This is a genomic window from Bacillus sp. 17RED48, from assembly GCF_019837545.1.
Classification (GTDB): Bacteria; Bacillota; Bacilli; order Bacillales; family Bacillaceae_G; genus Bacillus_A; species Bacillus_A wiedmannii.
In genome coordinates this window covers 399,265-416,038 of record NZ_JADAXG010000001.1, presented here as the reverse complement: position 1 = coordinate 416,038, position 16,774 = coordinate 399,265, and the positions used below count along the sequence as shown (strand labels likewise).

The following is a 16,774-nucleotide window of genomic DNA, read 5'->3' as shown; positions in this document are numbered from 1 at the left end:
AAAGCATAGTCTTAAATATGACCTTTTTCCTTTAAACTCACGAATTTATGGTCGCCTATTATAATATGGTCAAGCACTTCAATTCCGATAATCTGGCCGCATTCTACTAACCGTTTTGTTACTTCAATATCTTCTCGGCTCGGCGCGGGGTCTCCTGAAGGATGGTTATGAAGACATATGATAGAGGCTGCTGCACGACGGAACGCTTCTTTAAAAACTTCCCTTGGATGTACAATTGATGTGTTTAAACTGCCAATGAAAATCGTTTGCCTATGTATAACTTGATTTTTTGTGTTCAAATATAAACATACAAAATGCTCCTGCTGCAGGAAGCGCATTTCTTCCATCATATATCTCGCACAATCTTCTGGGCTTCGAATGCTGTATCTATTTTGATATTCTAAACGTACCATTCTTCTACCGAGTTCAAAAGCAGCTATAAGCTGGGCTGCCTTTGCAATCCCAACACCATGTATACTGACAAGCTCTTCTAACGTTGCATCTTTCAACATGCGTAAACCATCAAAGTGATGTAAAATTTTATCTGATAACTTTAAAACTGTTTCTTCTTTAGAACCTGTTCTGAGTAAAACTGCAAGAAGCTCCCGATTTGATAAACTTCCAGCTCCTTCTAACAATAAACGCTCCCGTGGCTGTTCTTCTTTGACAACATCACGAATACCGTTCATTTCTCCACCCCTTTATTTGTTCTTTCAAAGAAAATCCCATGCAATTTTACGCATGGGTTATATCAATATTAAATTGTTTTAATTCCCGAACAAGACGTGAAATTGGTAAACCGACTACACTATAGTAATCCCCTTGAATATGTTGAACAAAAATAGATCCTTTACCTTGAATTCCATAACTTCCTGCTTTATCAAGAGGCTCTTTCGATGCAACGTATACGTCAATTTCCTCTTCTGTTAATTCCCAAAACGTAACTTCTGTACGCTCGTAAAAAGTGACTGTTTTGTCTTTTGTTATAATTGCAACACCAGTATACACTTCATGTGTTTTCCCTGATAATAATTGCAACATTTCTTTCGCCTCACCCTCATTAGAAGGCTTTCCAAGAATACGCGATTCATATGTAACAATTGTGTCTGCACCTAACACAATATGATCACTGTTATTTTCTGCTACTGCAGATGCTTTTTGCAGGGCAAGCGACATAACAATATCAGAAGGTGATGAGTACGCACCAATCGTCTCTTCTACTTCACTTACAATGATTTCAAATGGTACATCCGCTAACTCAAGCAGTTCCTTCCTGCGAGGTGACCCTGATGCTAAAATAATTTTTCTCATATTTTCTCCTTCCTTTCTCACATGAAGCAGAATCATTTACATCAATCGTATCAAAGGAATAGTTTGTCCACAAATGAAAGAAATATTATTTTCTCTAAATAAAATAATACTTTTTACTAAAATACGATTATATTCCTGCCATAGAGAAAGCATTTTGCTCTAAATTCAAAAGAAAAGAAAGAAGTACCTATACTTCTTCCTTCGTCATTTCATTATCCTATTATTTCACCTTTTGGGAAACAATTTTTTCATATGAAAGTATACCATCAATAATAACTTGATTTAATTTCGCCAAAGATTCCTTATCACCTTTTCCATCCTTCACTGTTTGCACAGCTACTGACGTATACATATACAATTTCTTTGCTTCTTCCTGCTTCATACTTTTCCCTTCTTTTTCAATTGCTTTCCACTCTTTTTCAATCGCACCTATATCTTTTGCATTACTTTTTCCACTAACTTGTACGCTGGAAGCATATTTTGCTAAATGAGTATATAATGGCTGTACTTTTGTTAAAAACGCCCCAACTTCTTTATCATCTTTAAGTAACGCTTTATCTGTTATATCCCAGTTCTTTTTCAATACGGAGACATTATCATTTTTATACTGCGTCATTAATTGATTTATGCCTTGTTCATCGCTAGCAACACCAACAACTAATGCATACTTATCACCGCTCGGTTTTAAAGCTGCAACGCCTCCATTACCTTTCCACTCTTCAAGAGCGGCCTGTCCCTTTTCTTCGGAAGAATAAATTCCTCCTTGCACAAAAAATAATTTCATTGGATCTAATGACGTTCCTGTCTGTGCTTTTTGTTTTTCTTCTTTTGGTGCCGGTGTTTGTTCTGCCGTTCCGCCCACCTTTGATTCTTCATTTCGCATCTGCTTCGAAGCTGTTACTTCGCTTCCCCCTGTCGCACCTTGTCCTTTCAGTAACTGTAGCATTCCCATCCCAAACGCCGTACCAATAACAATTGCAGTTGCAACGATTGCAATTAACGTATTGCTCCACTTCTTTCGTTTTTTTTCCTTAGACACCAATTTCGCTTTTTGAAACGGAACAACGTTTTTCGGTCTTTCACTTTCTACTACCATCCATTCAAATTCATCTTTCTTTTTCTCCTCATACTTAGCTTCTGCTCCATTCACTTTCACTGAGATCGTTCGTGATTGCTTGTCCATACACTCACACCTCACCTCTTATCGTTGTCCGCATCATATCATATTCATTTCACAAAAAAACGAGATATTTGTCAGAGGAATTCGCCAAATAACCCTATATATTTATCTTATATGTATGCATTTGACTTCATTTGTAGAACAAAAAACTAGATAGCAAAGACTATCTAGTTTTTCTCGCGAATATATTTTCGAACTTCCGAAATGAAATAAAGAGAACCTGTTATGATAAAAACATCATTTTCTCCAATCATTTCAACCTTCGTATCAATTGCCTCTTTCCAATTTTCAAAAACTAATTTTGACTTTTTCTTTGAATACGATGCAAGCTTGTCAGCAGAAATAGCACGATCAAAGGCGAATGTTGTAAAAATAATTTCATCGGCAATGGTTTCTAATTGATCTACCATATTATGCAATTGTTTATCACCTAGGGCAGTAAATAAAACTATTACATTTTTATCTTTGTAATGTGATTCTACTGTTTTCACAAGACTTTCGATACCTTCTGGGTTATGGGCACCGTCTATAATAATATCTGGATTGCTTTGCAGTTTTTCAAATCGCCCAATCCAATACGCTTCCTGTAATCCAGTTCTTATTTCTTCTTCCTCAATTAAAAATGATAAGTATGTTTTGACATACATGACTGCCATAAGTGCAAGTGCTGCGTTTCCTACTTGGTGAATACCTTTCATTGAGATTCGCACATCTTCAAAGCTGGCAAAGGGACAAGTGAAATCGAACTGTTCTCCATCTTCACTAGACTGTTTATGTAACGCTGTAAAATGCTTGCCCATCTCGTATAAGTTTGCATGATTTTCCTTTGCAACTTTTTGAATGACTTGCAATGCTTCCTCATCTCGTACACCAGTAATAACTGGAACACCAGATTTAATAATCCCCGCCTTTTCATATGCAATTTCTCCTAGTGTGTTCCCTAAAATATGCATATGATCGTGGCCGATATTTGTAATAATCGTAAGAACAGGATGAATAACATTCGTAGAATCAAAGCGCCCTCCAAGCCCTGTTTCAAATAAAACAACATCACAGAAATTAACTTTACCGAAATAACAAATTGCCATAACAGTAATAATTTCAAACTCAGTCGCTTCCCCTAAATCCGTCTCATCTAGTTTTTCAACGACTGGCTTTACCATCTTTACAAGTTCAGTAATCTCTTCATCTGCAATTGGTGTCCCGTTCACACTAATACGTTCGTTAAATGTTTCAATATATGGAGAGGTAAATGTTCCTACCTTATACTTTGCATCTTCTAACATGTAGCGCATATATGTTAACGTTGAACCTTTTCCATTTGTGCCAGCAAGATGAACACATTTTATGTGACGCTCTGGATTTCCAAGCTCTTCTAGCATCCATCTCATTCTTTCTAATCCTGGTTTAATACCAAACTTCAATCGGCTATGAATCCACCCTATCGCTTCTTCGTATGTATGTATCACGTATGCTTTCCCCTTTCAAAAGACAACCTTCATACTCCTATTATACGCAAAGAAAAGAGACCCACCAATATAGTGAGCCTCTAAAAAATATTTTACTTTTCAAGATCTGCTAGACGTTGGCGAACTGCTTCACGTTTTTCTAGGTAATCTTGCTCTTTCGCACGCTCTCCGTCAATAACTGCTGCAGGAGCTTTCGCTACGAAACCTTGGTTTGAAAGTTTCTTCTGTACACGTTCTACTTCTTTGTCGAACTTCTCAAATTCTTTCTCAAGACGTGCTCTCTCTTCATCAAGATTGATAAGATCAGCTAACGGTAAGAATAACTCTGCACCTGATACGATTGCAGTCATCGCTTTTTCTGGTGCTTGTAAATCCGTTTGAATTATTAATTCGCTTGGGTTACAGAAACGCTCAATGTAAGAGCTGTTTTTTGTAAGTTGAGCAAGTACAGCCTCATCTTTTGCTTTAATTTGCATTTGAACTTTTTTGCTCATTGGCGTATTAACTTCTGCACGGATGTTACGAACAGAGCGAATGATATCAACTAGAAGGTGCATTTCTGCCGCAGCTTCTGTATCTTGTAAATCTTCGCGAACTGTTGGCCATGCTGCTACTGTAATAGATTCGCCTTCATGTGGTAAATGTTGCCAAATCTTCTCTGTTACGAATGGCATGAATGGGTGTAATAGACGCATTGTTTGGTCTAATACGTAAGCTAAAATAGAACGAGTTGTTTTCTTAGCTGCTTCATCTTCACCGTATAGTGGAAGTTTCGCCATTTCAATGTACCAGTCACAGAAATCGTCCCAAATGAAGTTGTATAATGAACGACCAGCTTCACCGAACTCATATTTATCCATGTTACGCGTTACGCTTTCGATTGTTTCGTTTAAGCGAGTTAAAATCCACTTATCCGCAACTGATTTTTCACCAGTTAAATCGATTTCTTCATACTTCATATCATCCATGTTCATTAATACGAAACGTGATGCGTTCCAAATTTTATTAATGAAGTTCCAAGTAGACTCTACTTTTTCCATACTGAAACGTAGATCTTGACCTGGTGCGCTTCCTGTTGATAAGAAATAGCGCATTGCATCTGCACCGTACTTCTCGATAACATCCATTGGATCAATACCGTTACCAAGAGATTTACTCATTTTACGTCCTTGCTCATCACGAACTAAACCGTGAATTAATACATCTTTAAATGGACGCTCGCCTGTAAACTCTAAACCTTGGAAAATCATACGAGATACCCAGAAGAAGATGATGTCATAACCCGTTACTAATGCATCTGTTGAATAGTAACGTTTGAAGTCTGCTGCATCTTCATCAGGCCAACCAAGTGTTGAGAATGGCCATAACGCTGAACTGAACCATGTATCAAGTACGTCGTTATCTTGATTCCAATTTTCAATATCTGCTGGCTCTTCTGTACCTACGTATACTTCACCAGTTTCTTTATGATACCAAGCTGGAATACGGTGTCCCCACCATAATTGACGAGAAATACACCAGTCGTGAATGTTTTCCATCCAGCGTAAATATGTGTTTTCGAAACGCTCTGGTACGAACGTTACTTTCTCTTCTTCTTTTTGTTGAAGCTCTACTGCCTTCTCAGCAAGTGGAGCCATTTTTACGAACCATTGTGTTGATAAGTAAGGCTCAACAACTGCACCACTACGCTCACTATGACCTACTGAATGCATATGAGGCTCGATTTCTACTAATACGCCCGCTTCTTGTAAGTCCTTCACTAACGCTTTACGGCATTCGAAACGATCCATACCGTTATACTTACCAGCTTTTTCGTTCATTGATCCATCTTCGTTCATTACTAAGATACGTGGTAAGTCATGGCGGTTACCTACTTCAAAGTCATTCGGGTCATGAGCTGGTGTAATTTTTACAACGCCTGTTCCGAAATCTTTTTCTACGTACTCATCAGCAATAATCGGAATCTCACGGCCTACGATTGGAAGTGTAACTGTTTTTCCGATTAAATGTTTGTAACGATCGTCTTCTGGATGAACTGCTACTGCTGTATCACCAAGCATCGTTTCTGGACGAGTAGTCGCAAGACGAATATGACCAGAGCCATCTGTTAATGGATAGTTCATATGGTAGAACGCACCTTGAACTTCTTTATGAATTACTTCAATATCAGAAAGAGCTGTGCGTGTTGCTGGGTCCCAGTTAATAATATATTCACCGCGGTAAATTAAGCCTTTTTCGTATAATTGAACGAATACTTTATTAACCGCATCAGATAAACCTTCGTCTAATGTGAAACGTTCACGAGAATAGTCTAGTCCTAAACCAACTTTCCCCCATTGTTGACGAATGTGAGACGCGTATTCCTCTTTCCATTCCCAAGCTTTTTCAAGGAATTTCTCACGGCCAAGATCGTAACGTGAAATACCTTCTTCACGAAGTTTTCCTTCTACTTTCGCTTGTGTTGCGATACCCGCATGGTCCATTCCTGGAAGCCATAATACATCGTAACCTTGCATACGCTTCGTACGAGTTAAAATATCTTGAAGAGTTGTATCCCAAGCATGACCTAAGTGTAACTTACCAGTTACGTTCGGAGGTGGAATTACAATTGTATATGGTTGTTTCTTCTCATCTCCTGTTGCTTCGAAATATTTGCCTTCAAGCCACCATTGATAAAGGCCTTCTTCAACGGACATATGATCATATTTAGTTGGTAAATTCTTTTCCGTGTTTGACATTATTTTCCCTCCTTAAAATAAAAAATGCCCCTCATCCAAAAAGGACGAGGGACATCGCGGTACCACCTTTATTTACAAACAAATTCAGGAATTTGCTTATACTCTTAATTTGATAACGGACAAATCCGTCTTTTCCTAATGAGAACTATTCCGTTCAGAAAAGATGCTCCAGGGCTACCTTCTAACATAACTATCTAGAGAATCTTCCAGCTAATGATTCTCCTCTCTGAAGACGTTTCTTGTTATACTCTTCCCTTTCAAGGCATTTATATGATTGTTAATTATTATATACAATAGTGTAAAAAACGAAACCCTATTCGTCAAGATAAATTTAATACTACGGCTTTTTGGACGAACGAAAAAAAAAAGATAAGTAGAGATACTACTTATCTTTTTATCCGTTCCCTTGCTGGGCAGCTTGTAATTGCGAAAGGAAATATTCTATATTGCTAACGAGCCAATGCGATTGTTGTAAGCTCTTTACTCCGAGAAGTTCATTGTCCTCATTGCGACTCTCTCTTCTTTTCTTATAAGACTGGATTTGCCGAATAAATTGCGATGGATACGTCATATACGCAAACATGAGTAGTTGCTCTTCTTTCGTAAAAGGGAAATTTTTTTGGTACATTTGATACCATTCAAACCGATCACTTCGCGCAATTGGATACGTGTTTAAAGACCGAGAATAAAACCCTACTATATCTTGCACCGGTGTGGCAAACTTCGATTTTTCTAAACTAATAAAATAGCCATTCCGTTCATAATCAAATAAGAAATGATTAAGCGATACGTTACCATGTACAAAAGTAATACGTGTTTTTTCTTTTTCCTTCATCGCATCGTTCCACTCAGTTAATTGCTTCGTTGCAAACTCACGCGCCCTCATTACATGATGATAGTACGTACAATATTGCAATTCAAACGGAGACATATACCACTTCGCTTCAGATTCTACGAGAAACTCTTCTAACATCTCACCATCATTCTTCCAGCGATCGGATATATTTGTATAATGTTTTTCTAAATCTTCTTCTGTATACGTTTCTTCTTTCACCGTTTTTTGATGTAACGTCCCGAGAGTTTGAAACATTTTATGGTATTGATCATTATCCTCGCCGTTGCCTTCCGCACGTTCTAACCAAGGCATTAAATAATAATTATACGTCCCGTCACTTAAAATATAATTTCCATCCGTCGCATGGTATATAGGTACATAATTTGAAAAACCGTTCTCCTTCAAATATTGAATATGGTGCAAAAAGTTATTCCGCTCTAACTTCCCGTCTTCTATTTTCTTGAGCGCATACGGACCTTGATTCGTGTAAATTTTCGTTACACTTCCGTGCTCTTCCATATGCTGTGTATCCAATCTATATTGCCTTACAATGGGTTCATAGCGATTTCGTAATTCAATATCCATACGAATAACCCTTTCTATTCAAAACATAGCCTTTAGGAAAATAAGTGAGTGAAAACACTCACTTACTTCGCTTTTGCCCTTGAAACAGGAATATAAATAATTTGTCCCGCAGTTAAATATATATCTTCTGTTTGATTGACACGATATAAGTTTTGTACAGACGTTTCATAACGGTCTGCAACAGATTCGATTGTATCCCCTTCTTGCACGAAATACATTCTTAACTTTGTAAATTCTTCTTCCGGTTCTTTCGTAAATATTTTCGTTAAATAAAGTGCATTTTCATCCCGCTGTGAATACGTTTCTTCTTCTTGCTCTTCTTGTTTTTTCGCTTTTTCTTTCTTGAAATCTTTTCTTCCGAACAATTCAAATTGTGGCGTTGATTCTTTCTCCTCTTCACGCTCCACAAATTCATGTTCTTCTACTTCCTCTTCCTCTACTTCCTGCTCTTTTCTTTCCTCTAGTTGAAACGGTTCAAATGCGTAATCTTCCCACTCATCTGATTCCTTATAGACTGGTTCTTCTACGTGCATGGCAGGTCTATTTTCATCTTCTTGTGCGGAATCAGTCTCTAACTCAGCATACGCTGTTTCTTCCTCTTCATCCTCGATTCTTTCTTCATCACATAAACCAGTGATAGATATATCCGCTAATAATTGTAAGCAACCATTTTCCTTTAATTCATAATCAAATTCCTCAATAGATACATATAGTTCTTCAATTACTTTCACACGGTTTCTCGGAATTGATATTTCAAGCGGAAAGGAATGAACAAGTTCATTAACCCCATCTTCCCTTGTTTCTACATAATCAATTGATTTCGCTGGCGATAAATCTCTTAATGAATAAGCCGAATCATCTTGCCGCGCAACATACTCTCCCGTTAAATCTAATTGCCCTCTCACGATAACTTCATGATCAAGCTCTTCTATCTCAACGTCTGGATCTAACGAAATTGACAAAAGTTCTTCGACTTCCTGTCCTTTTTGGAACCAAACAGATTCTTTTAATGAAAAACGTAATGAATGATCTGTTGCCACTTCTTTTCCCCCTCCCAAACTATATGTCATTACAGATTTATGTATGGAAAGCTGACTTTATGAATAAAAAAAATCGCTCCCCTTATGGAGAGCGATTTTCTTTCAACAATTAAGCTTTTAATTTTGACATTGCAATTTCAGCTGCTGCAATCGTCGCTTCAATATCTGCATCACTATGTGCTGTCGATAAGAATAGACCTTCGAATTGAGATGGTGGCAAGAATACACCTTGTTCTACCATTTCACGATAGTAAGCCGCAAAGAATTCTAAGTTTGAAGATTTTGCTGCATCGTAATTAATAACTTGTTCATCTGTAAAGAAAATACCAATCATAGAACCCGCACGGTTAATATGATGCGGAATGCCATGTTTTTCAGCCGCTTTACGTAAGCCAGCTTCTAACATTTCAGCTTTACGCTCAAATTCTACATATGATTCTGGCGTTAACTGTACTAACGTTTCATAACCTGCTGCCATTGCAAGTGGGTTACCTGATAAAGTACCTGCTTGGTAAATCGGTCCGCTCGGTGCAACTTGGCGCATAATTTCTGCTTTACCACCGTATGCTCCTACTGGTAAGCCACCACCGATTACTTTACCTAAACAAGTTAAATCAGGTGTTACACCGTAATAACCTTGTCCGCAATTATAAGCAACTCGGAATCCTGTCATGACTTCATCAAAAATAAGCAATGCACCATTTTGCTCTGTTACTTCACGAAGACCTTCTAAAAATCCTGGTTGCGGAGGAACAACACCCATATTTCCTGCTACTGGTTCTACAATTATACAAGCAATATCATCACCAAATTGTTCGAAAGCGTATTTCACACTTTCTAAATCGTTATACGCTACGGTAATCGTATTTTTCGCTACACCTTCTGGTACACCAGGGCTATCTGGTAAACCTAGCGTCGCCACACCAGAACCCGCTTTAATTAATAACGAATCACCATGACCGTGGTAACAACCGATGAATTTCAAAATTTTATTACGTCCTGTATAACCACGAGCTAAACGTAGTGCACTCATTGTCGCTTCTGTTCCAGAGTTAACCATACGTACAATCTCAATTGATGGTACGCGCTCAATAACAAGTTTCGCTAATTTATTCTCAATTTCCGTTGGGGCACCGAAGCTTGTTCCTCTTTCAGCAACAGATTTTAAAGCTTCAACAACACGATCATTCGCATGACCATGAATTAAAGGACCCCATGATAATACGTAATCGATGTATTCATTTCCATCGATATCATATACTTTAGAGCCTTTTCCGCGCTCCATAAACAACGGATTCATACCAACAGACTTAAAAGCACGAACGGGGCTATTTACGCCACCAGGCATTAAATCTTGTGCCTCTTCAAACGCCGCAATCGACTTATCAAACTTTTTCATTATTTAGCGCCTCCTTCTTGTAACCATCTTGCTGCATCTTTTGCATGATACGTAATAATTAAATCTGCTCCTGCACGTTTCATGCTAATTAATTTTTCAAGTACAACTTCTTTTTCATTAATCCAACCATTTTGCGCCGCTGCTTTAATCATCGAATATTCACCACTTACGTTATAAGCAACGACTGGTAAATTAAAGTTATTTTTCACATCACGAACGATATCTAAGTAAGAAAGAGCTGGCTTTACAATTAAGAAATCTGCCCCTTCCATTACATCTGATTCTGCTTCACGGAATGCTTCCATACGGTTCGCTGGATCCATTTGATATGTTTTACGATCACCAAATTGCGGGGCACCGTGCGCCGCATCACGGAATGGTCCGTAAAATGCTGATGAATATTTCACAGCGTACGACATTACTGGTACGTGTCCAAAACCATTTTCATCTAATGCATGGCGAATTGCTGTTACGAATCCGTCCATCATGTTTGATGGCGCAATAATGTCCGCTCCTGCTTTCGCTTGGCTTACAGCTGTTTTCGCAAGAACTGCAAGAGACTCGTCATTTAAAATAATACCATCTTCAATTACACCGCAATGACCATGGCTTGTGAATTGACATAAACATGTATCTGCAACTACTACTAGCTCAGGGAATTCACCTTTAATTTGCTTAATTGCACGTTGCACAATTCCATGATCACAATATGCTGATGATCCAACTTCATCTTTTTCAGCAGGTAAACCAAATACAATAACAGAACGAATACCTAAATCAACAACCTCTTGCATTTCAGCTTGCAATAAATCTAAAGACATTTGATATACGCCTGGCATAGAAGGCACTTCATTACGAACATTTTCTCCTTCTAATACAAAAATAGGGTAAATAAAATCTTCCGTATGTAAAAACGTTTCACGCACAAGCGCACGCATATTACCGCTTTGTCTTAAGCGACGATGACGATTAAATTGTAAAGAGTTCATAGATTTCTATCCCCATTCTTTTATTTTATAGATTCACAAATGCATTGTAGTAATGCTTCTACAGTGTACTCTTTCGGCGTAATAACATGTGGAAAATAAAGGATCGCCTCTTTTTCCGTAATAGGCCCTATACAAGCAATTGTACAGTTTTTTGTCCATTCTCTCCAGTTTGTACCCTCAAGTAAACGAACAAAACTAGTAACAGTTGAAGGGCTCGTAAATGTAATAATTTCTACTTTCCCTACTTCTAACGCTACTATAAGCTCTTGCCTTTTCTCTATATTCTCTTTCGTACCATATACGATTAGCTCCTCTAGAGAAACACCAATTTCGCGAAGTGCAACTGGAATTACATCTCTTGCTAAATTCCCTTTCGGAAATAAAATGCACTCGTTTCCACTTAGTCTTTTTACAAACTCTTCTGCAAATACTTCTGCAACAAATGAAGTTGGAACGAAGTCCACTTGATAGCCCCGCTTTTCTAACTCTAACCTTGTTTTCACGCCTACTGCAGCAATTTTAGTCTTTGCGGGTAGCTTCTTTCTCAAACTATCTAGAAAAAAAGCTACCCCATTTTTACTCGTAAAAATAACCCAGTCATACGAATGCAGCTGCCCTGCTATATGTTGAATTTGCCTATGAGACATACCTTCCATACGCAAAAGCGGAATTTCCAATGGAATTCCGCTCTTTTCTTTCACCGCTACACTCATTTGTTTCGCTTGATGCTGGGCACGTGTAATTAATACCGTTTTGCCAGCGAGAGCGTTCATATTTATTGTTGCCCCTTATTTGCAGCAAGAATGAGTTCTTTTGCGCCTTGTTTAATTAAACGGTCCGCAGCCTCTAATCCTACTTCCTCTGGATTAGTTCCTACTACTGTCTCTTTCAATAAAACAGAACCGTCCATAGAACCGACAAGAGCTGTTAATTGGATTGCATCATTTTCTGTAAGAGTTGCATATCCAGCGATCGGAACTTGGCATCCACCTTCAAGTTTATGAAGAAATACTCGTTCTGCTGCGACTGTCCTTTCTGTTACTGCATCATTCATATGCGCTAACAACTGTAGTAAATCCTTATCATCCTCACGGCACTCAATCGCTAATGCACCTTGTCCTACAGCAGGTACACATAACGTCTCATCTAAATGTTCTGTAATAACTTCATTATCCCAGCCCATTCTTTGTAATCCAGCTGTTGCTAAAATGATTGCATCGTAATCTTCTTCTTGTAATTTACGTAAACGTGTATCGATATTCCCTCGAATCCACTTCACTTGTAAATCTGGTCTCGCAGCTAATAATTGTGCACTGCGTCTTAAACTACTCGTACCTAAAATAGCGCCTTCTGCTAACTCTTTAAACGATGCTCCGCTTTTTGAGATAAAAGCATCACGAGGGTCAACACGCTTCGGTGTACAACCAATCATTAATCCTTCTGGAAGTACGGCCGGCATATCTTTCATACTATGTACAGCCATATCAATTTCTTTCGTAAGTAACGCATGTTCAATCTCTTTAACAAACAAGCCTTTTCCGCCTACTTTTGAAAGAGTAACATCTAAAATAACATCACCTTTTGTGACGATTTCTTTCACTTCAAATTCATATGGTAAACCTAGTGCTTTTAACTGATCAATAAACCAGTTTGTTTGCGTTAATGCTAATTTACTCTTTCGTGACCCTACAATAATTTTGCGCATAATTCTCTCTCCTCATTATAAATACCAAAAGTGGAAGTTGGATAAACTGCTTAATAGAAAAATATTGATTAGCATTACGAGAAATGCTCCGATGTTCCACTGCACGATTTTCTTCCCTTGCAACACATCTGCCACTCGTAAATATAGGCCAGCACAATATACAAATAGAACGACAAAAGACCCGATCACTTTCGTATCATACCAATGGAAATTGTCCAATTTCGTATATCCCCATATGCATCCTAATAAAATGGCTAGTAAGAAAAATGGAACAGAAAATAAATTTAATCCGTAAGACATCGATTCTAGCTTCGGTAAATTCCCTAACCTTCTTAATCTCGCATTCCATTTTTTCTTTTTTAATAGGCGATATTGCAATAAATACATAATAGAAAAAATGAACGATACAGTGAAAGTTGCATAAGAAATAATAGCCATACCGACATGTACATATACAAGTTCTGAAACTAATTGCTCTGCCAGTACCGGCGACATCTTTCCGAGCGGTGTAAAAATAGAAAAAGCGCTTACGCCAAATGCGACAACATTTGTAAAAAAGACTAAAAAGTCAATTCTCATAAATCGATTAATGACTAACGACATCGTAATCAATAGCCAAACATAAAAATAAATCCCTGATAATAAAGTTAATATAGGGTTCGTTTCTGAATCTGTAGCCCTAAGTAACATAAAGATAGACTGCAGAACCCATACAATCGAAAGTAACCAAAAAGCAAATCGGTTCGCCTTTCGGTTACTTTGGAAATAATCTATAAAATATAAACTAATGCTACAAGCATATAAAATAATTGCAATATGATAAATAATACTGTTATTTAAAAAACTCATCCGATCATCCTTCCAAATTATAAAGATGGAACGGATGGTGTCCACGCTCTTTTATGTTCTACTTCTTCCGCACAACTCTCTACATCTTCCATTTCTAAGTCAAAAATCTTTGCAAATAACGCTAATTTTTCGTCTGCTCCCTCTTCAGCAGCTATTTCTTTCGCTACTAAAATTGGGTCTTTTAATAATTGATTAATAATACTTTTCGTATGCTTACTAATTACTTTTCTCTCACGATCACTAAGATTCGGTATTTTTCGTTCCAAGCTTTCCATCGTTTCACTTTGGATAGCAAGTGCCTTATCACGAAGAGCTGCTATTAACGGAACAACACCAAGTGTACTTAACCACGTTTTAAATAAAACAATTTCCTCTTCAATCATAAATTGAATTTTCTCTGCTTCTTTCAAACGCTCAGCACGATTTGCTTCCACTACTCCTTGCAAATCATCAATGTCATATAAGAAAGAACCTTCTAGTTCATCAATCGCTGGATCAATATCACGCGGCACTGCAATATCCACCATAAACAACGGACGACCAGAGCGCATTTTCTCTACCTTTGTCATCATCTCTTTCGTAATGACATATTCAGATGCACCAGTTGAACTAATTAAAATATCTGCTTCTAATAATGCACATTGCAATTCACTTAAAGGCTTTGCATGTCCCATATATTTCTCAGCCATTACTTCCGCTTTCGTAAACGTTCTATTCATGACTGTTACTTTTCGAGCACCGCTTCCATATAAGTTTTGCAGTGCCAATTCACCCATCTTACCAGCACCAAGAATAAGCACATGACAATCTGTTAACTCACCAAATATTTTCTTTCCGAGCTCAACAGCGGCATAACTAACAGACATCGCACTTTCACCAATCGTCGTTTCTGAGTGCGCACGTTTCGCTAACGTAACCACCTGCTTAAACAACTCATTAAAAATTGTGCCTGTCGCTTTTACTTGTTGCGCTTCTAAAAAGCTATCTTTTATTTGGCCTAAAATCTGTGTTTCTCCAACTACCATAGAATCTAAACCGCACGTCACGCGGAATAAATGATCTATTGCACCATCTTGTTCAAAAATAGTTAAATATGGTGCGACTTCTTCTATTTCAAGCTGAAACCAATCAGCTAAAAACTTCTTAATATAATACCGTCCCGTGTGTAATTGATCGACAACAGCGTAAATCTCAGTGCGATTACAAGTTGATACAATGACATTCTCTAACACGCTCTTTTGATTTTGTAATGTAGTCATTGCTTCCTCTAGCTCTGCTGCCTGAAATGTGAGTTTCTCACGAAATTCTACAGGGGCTGTTCGATAATTTACACTAACAACAAGAATATGCACGCAGCATGTCCCCCTTCACCCGTTTTATCACTTTATCTACTATCATAATACAACTTTCCTCTTATGAATCTGACAATCGTGTGAACAACCGATTATTTTTTATTTATTCTCCGTATGTAATAAAGGAGATTCAGTAAAACTAATAAAGACTTCCTACTTTATAATGATTATAAATTAATAACTCTATTTGTACGTTACCAAAAAAAGCCCTCATAATCAAGTGATGGAAACTATTCCATATGAATTATAACATCATCTTTCCTATCTTCTTTCATCATGAAGGAAAATATGTATGATTGTTCCAAATTGTAGCACAGACTTTCTCAATACAATGTATTTGACATTGTATTTCTTTTTCGTTATATTGATTTTACAAAATTAAGTTGTGCACAACTTAATTGGAAGGGAGTTATGTATGACAGAGAATTCTTTACACCTAGATAACCAACTTTGTTTTTCTATTTACGCCTGTTCTAAAGAAGTTACCCGCTTTTATCGACCATATTTAGAAGAGATGGGTATTACGTATCCCCAGTACATTACTTTACTCGTACTATGGGAGCAAGATGGACTAACAGTAAAAGAAATTGGAGAACGTTTATTTTTAGATTCTGGTACGTTAACACCTATGTTAAAACGAATGGAATCATTAAAACTTGTAAAACGCGTTCGTTCCAAAGAAGATGAGCGCAAAGTTTGTATTGAATTAACAGAACAAGGTAAAGATTTAAAAGAAAAGGCTTGTTCATTGCCGACAACGATGGCAACAAATTTAGGAATTACAGAACAAGAATATCGTTCTTTATTAATTCAATTAAATAAACTAATTGAAACAATGAAAACAATTAATGATAGAAAAGGGGAATAAACATGGATAAATTATATACTGCTTCAGTAACTGCTACAGGTGGAAGAAACGGAAAAGTAATTTCAGATGATGGCATATTAAATCTTGATGTAAAAATGCCGAAAGCACTAGGTGGTGCAGGCGGAGAGGCAACGAATCCAGAACAACTATTTGCTGCTGGTTATGCCGCTTGTTTTGATAGTGCATTACAACTTGTCATTCGTACAAAACGTGTGAAAGTAGAAAGTACAGAAGTAACTGCTCACGTTTCTATCGGAAAAGATACAGATGGTGGTTTCGGCCTATCTGCTGTACTTGATGTACACGTTGCTGGCGTCTCTCATACCGAAGCACAAGAACTTGTAGAAGCCGCTCACGGTGTATGTCCTTATTCGAAAGCAACAAGAGGTAATATTGAGGTCACATTAAACGTACACTAAAAAATTTAGTAAATAAAAAAAAACGCGCGACATTC

The 16,774-nt window shown here is 37.6% G+C and carries 15 protein-coding genes and 1 other annotated feature; of the genes, 2 read left to right on the top strand and 13 right to left on the bottom strand.

The window, feature by feature from the left end; all coding sequences use genetic code 11:
* Window positions 1-11 precede the first annotated feature (11 nt).
* The 13 genes from radC to hemA form a co-directional block, all read right to left on the bottom strand.
* Window positions 12-689: a DNA repair protein RadC gene (gene radC / locus ILT06_RS02250; RefSeq protein ID WP_064474690.1), complete on the bottom strand. Its 678-nt coding sequence runs from the start codon at window positions 687-689 to the stop codon at window positions 12-14.
* Between the two features lie 46 nt (window positions 690-735).
* Window positions 736-1,311, bottom strand: a complete 576-nt coding sequence (locus ILT06_RS02245) for a Maf family protein (RefSeq protein WP_064474689.1) — start codon at window positions 1,309-1,311, stop codon at window positions 736-738.
* Window positions 1,312-1,531: 220 nt separating this feature from the next.
* Window positions 1,532-2,494, bottom strand: a complete 963-nt coding sequence (locus tag ILT06_RS02240) for a hypothetical protein (protein WP_064474688.1) — start codon at window positions 2,492-2,494, stop codon at window positions 1,532-1,534.
* A gap of 164 nt (window positions 2,495-2,658) precedes the next feature.
* Window positions 2,659-3,960: a bifunctional folylpolyglutamate synthase/dihydrofolate synthase gene (locus ILT06_RS02235; RefSeq protein ID WP_088048067.1), complete on the bottom strand. Its 1,302-nt coding sequence runs from the start codon at window positions 3,958-3,960 to the stop codon at window positions 2,659-2,661.
* Between the two features lie 92 nt (window positions 3,961-4,052).
* A complete protein-coding gene (locus ILT06_RS02230) occupies window positions 4,053-6,698 on the bottom strand; it encodes a valine--tRNA ligase (protein ID WP_064474686.1) in 2,646 nt (881 codons plus the stop codon).
* Window positions 6,699-6,735: 37 nt separating this feature from the next.
* Window positions 6,736-6,968 (bottom strand) — a binding site (T-box leader).
* A gap of 124 nt (window positions 6,969-7,092) precedes the next feature.
* Window positions 7,093-8,118, bottom strand: coding sequence for a spore coat protein YsxE (gene ysxE / locus ILT06_RS02225; RefSeq protein WP_222654797.1), 1,026 nt, complete (start codon window positions 8,116-8,118; stop codon window positions 7,093-7,095).
* A gap of 62 nt (window positions 8,119-8,180) precedes the next feature.
* The gene (gene spoVID, locus ILT06_RS02220) at window positions 8,181-9,158 is read right to left on the bottom strand and encodes a stage VI sporulation protein D (protein WP_088048066.1); all 978 of its coding nucleotides are present in this window, start codon (window positions 9,156-9,158) and stop codon (window positions 8,181-8,183) included.
* A 109-nt stretch (window positions 9,159-9,267) separates the two neighbouring features.
* Window positions 9,268-10,557, bottom strand: a complete 1,290-nt coding sequence (gene hemL / locus ILT06_RS02215) for a glutamate-1-semialdehyde 2,1-aminomutase (RefSeq protein ID WP_048541355.1) — start codon at window positions 10,555-10,557, stop codon at window positions 9,268-9,270.
* Window positions 10,557-11,546, bottom strand: a complete 990-nt coding sequence (hemB, locus tag ILT06_RS02210; RefSeq protein ID WP_001087076.1) for a porphobilinogen synthase — start codon at window positions 11,544-11,546, stop codon at window positions 10,557-10,559. Before hemB ends, hemL begins: the two co-directional genes overlap by 1 nt.
* Window positions 11,547-11,566: 20 nt before the next feature.
* A complete protein-coding gene (gene hemD, locus ILT06_RS02205) occupies window positions 11,567-12,319 on the bottom strand; it encodes a uroporphyrinogen-III synthase (protein WP_088048063.1) in 753 nt (250 codons plus the stop codon).
* 2 nt (window positions 12,320-12,321) lie between these two features.
* A complete protein-coding gene (hemC, locus tag ILT06_RS02200) occupies window positions 12,322-13,251 on the bottom strand; it encodes a hydroxymethylbilane synthase (RefSeq protein WP_222654796.1) in 930 nt (309 codons plus the stop codon).
* Between the two features lie 15 nt (window positions 13,252-13,266).
* Window positions 13,267-14,100: a cytochrome c biogenesis protein gene (locus tag ILT06_RS02195; RefSeq protein WP_000008998.1), complete on the bottom strand. Its 834-nt coding sequence runs from the start codon at window positions 14,098-14,100 to the stop codon at window positions 13,267-13,269.
* 17 nt (window positions 14,101-14,117) lie between these two features.
* Entirely contained in the window at window positions 14,118-15,452 is a 1,335-nt protein-coding gene (gene hemA / locus ILT06_RS02190) for a glutamyl-tRNA reductase (protein ID WP_088048062.1), read from the bottom strand.
* A 415-nt stretch (window positions 15,453-15,867) separates the two neighbouring features.
* Between hemA and ILT06_RS02185 the strand changes: the two genes are divergently transcribed.
* Complete coding sequence (locus ILT06_RS02185) at window positions 15,868-16,320, top strand: MarR family winged helix-turn-helix transcriptional regulator (RefSeq protein WP_044737640.1); 453 nt, start codon at window positions 15,868-15,870, stop codon at window positions 16,318-16,320.
* A gap of 2 nt (window positions 16,321-16,322) precedes the next feature.
* Window positions 16,323-16,739, top strand: a complete 417-nt coding sequence (locus ILT06_RS02180) for an organic hydroperoxide resistance protein (protein ID WP_064474680.1) — start codon at window positions 16,323-16,325, stop codon at window positions 16,737-16,739.
* Window positions 16,740-16,774 lie beyond the last annotated feature (35 nt).

Bases quoted from the DNA above. Each gene is read 5' to 3' on its own strand.
- radC (WP_064474690.1), bottom strand. From the start codon at position 689: ATGAACGGTATTCGTGATGTTGTCAAAGAAGAACAGCCACGGGAGCGT.
- ILT06_RS02245 (WP_064474689.1), bottom strand. From the start codon at position 1,311: ATGAGAAAAATTATTTTAGCATCAGGGTCACCTCGCAGGAAGGAACTG.
- ILT06_RS02240 (WP_064474688.1), bottom strand. From the start codon at position 2,494: ATGGACAAGCAATCACGAACGATCTCAGTGAAAGTGAATGGAGCAGAA.
- ILT06_RS02230 (WP_064474686.1), bottom strand. From the start codon at position 6,698: ATGTCAAACACGGAAAAGAATTTACCAACTAAATATGATCATATGTCC.
- ysxE (WP_222654797.1), bottom strand. From the start codon at position 8,118: ATGGATATTGAATTACGAAATCGCTATGAACCCATTGTAAGGCAATAT.
- hemL (WP_048541355.1), bottom strand. From the start codon at position 10,557: ATGAAAAAGTTTGATAAGTCGATTGCGGCGTTTGAAGAGGCACAAGAT.
- hemB (WP_001087076.1), bottom strand. From the start codon at position 11,546: ATGAACTCTTTACAATTTAATCGTCATCGTCGCTTAAGACAAAGCGGT.
- hemD (WP_088048063.1), bottom strand. From the start codon at position 12,319: ATGAACGCTCTCGCTGGCAAAACGGTATTAATTACACGTGCCCAGCAT.
- hemC (WP_222654796.1), bottom strand. From the start codon at position 13,251: ATGCGCAAAATTATTGTAGGGTCACGAAAGAGTAAATTAGCATTAACG.
- ILT06_RS02195 (WP_000008998.1), bottom strand. From the start codon at position 14,100: ATGAGTTTTTTAAATAACAGTATTATTTATCATATTGCAATTATTTTA.
- ILT06_RS02185 (WP_044737640.1), top strand. From the start codon at position 15,868: ATGACAGAGAATTCTTTACACCTAGATAACCAACTTTGTTTTTCTATT.
- ILT06_RS02180 (WP_064474680.1), top strand. From the start codon at position 16,323: ATGGATAAATTATATACTGCTTCAGTAACTGCTACAGGTGGAAGAAAC.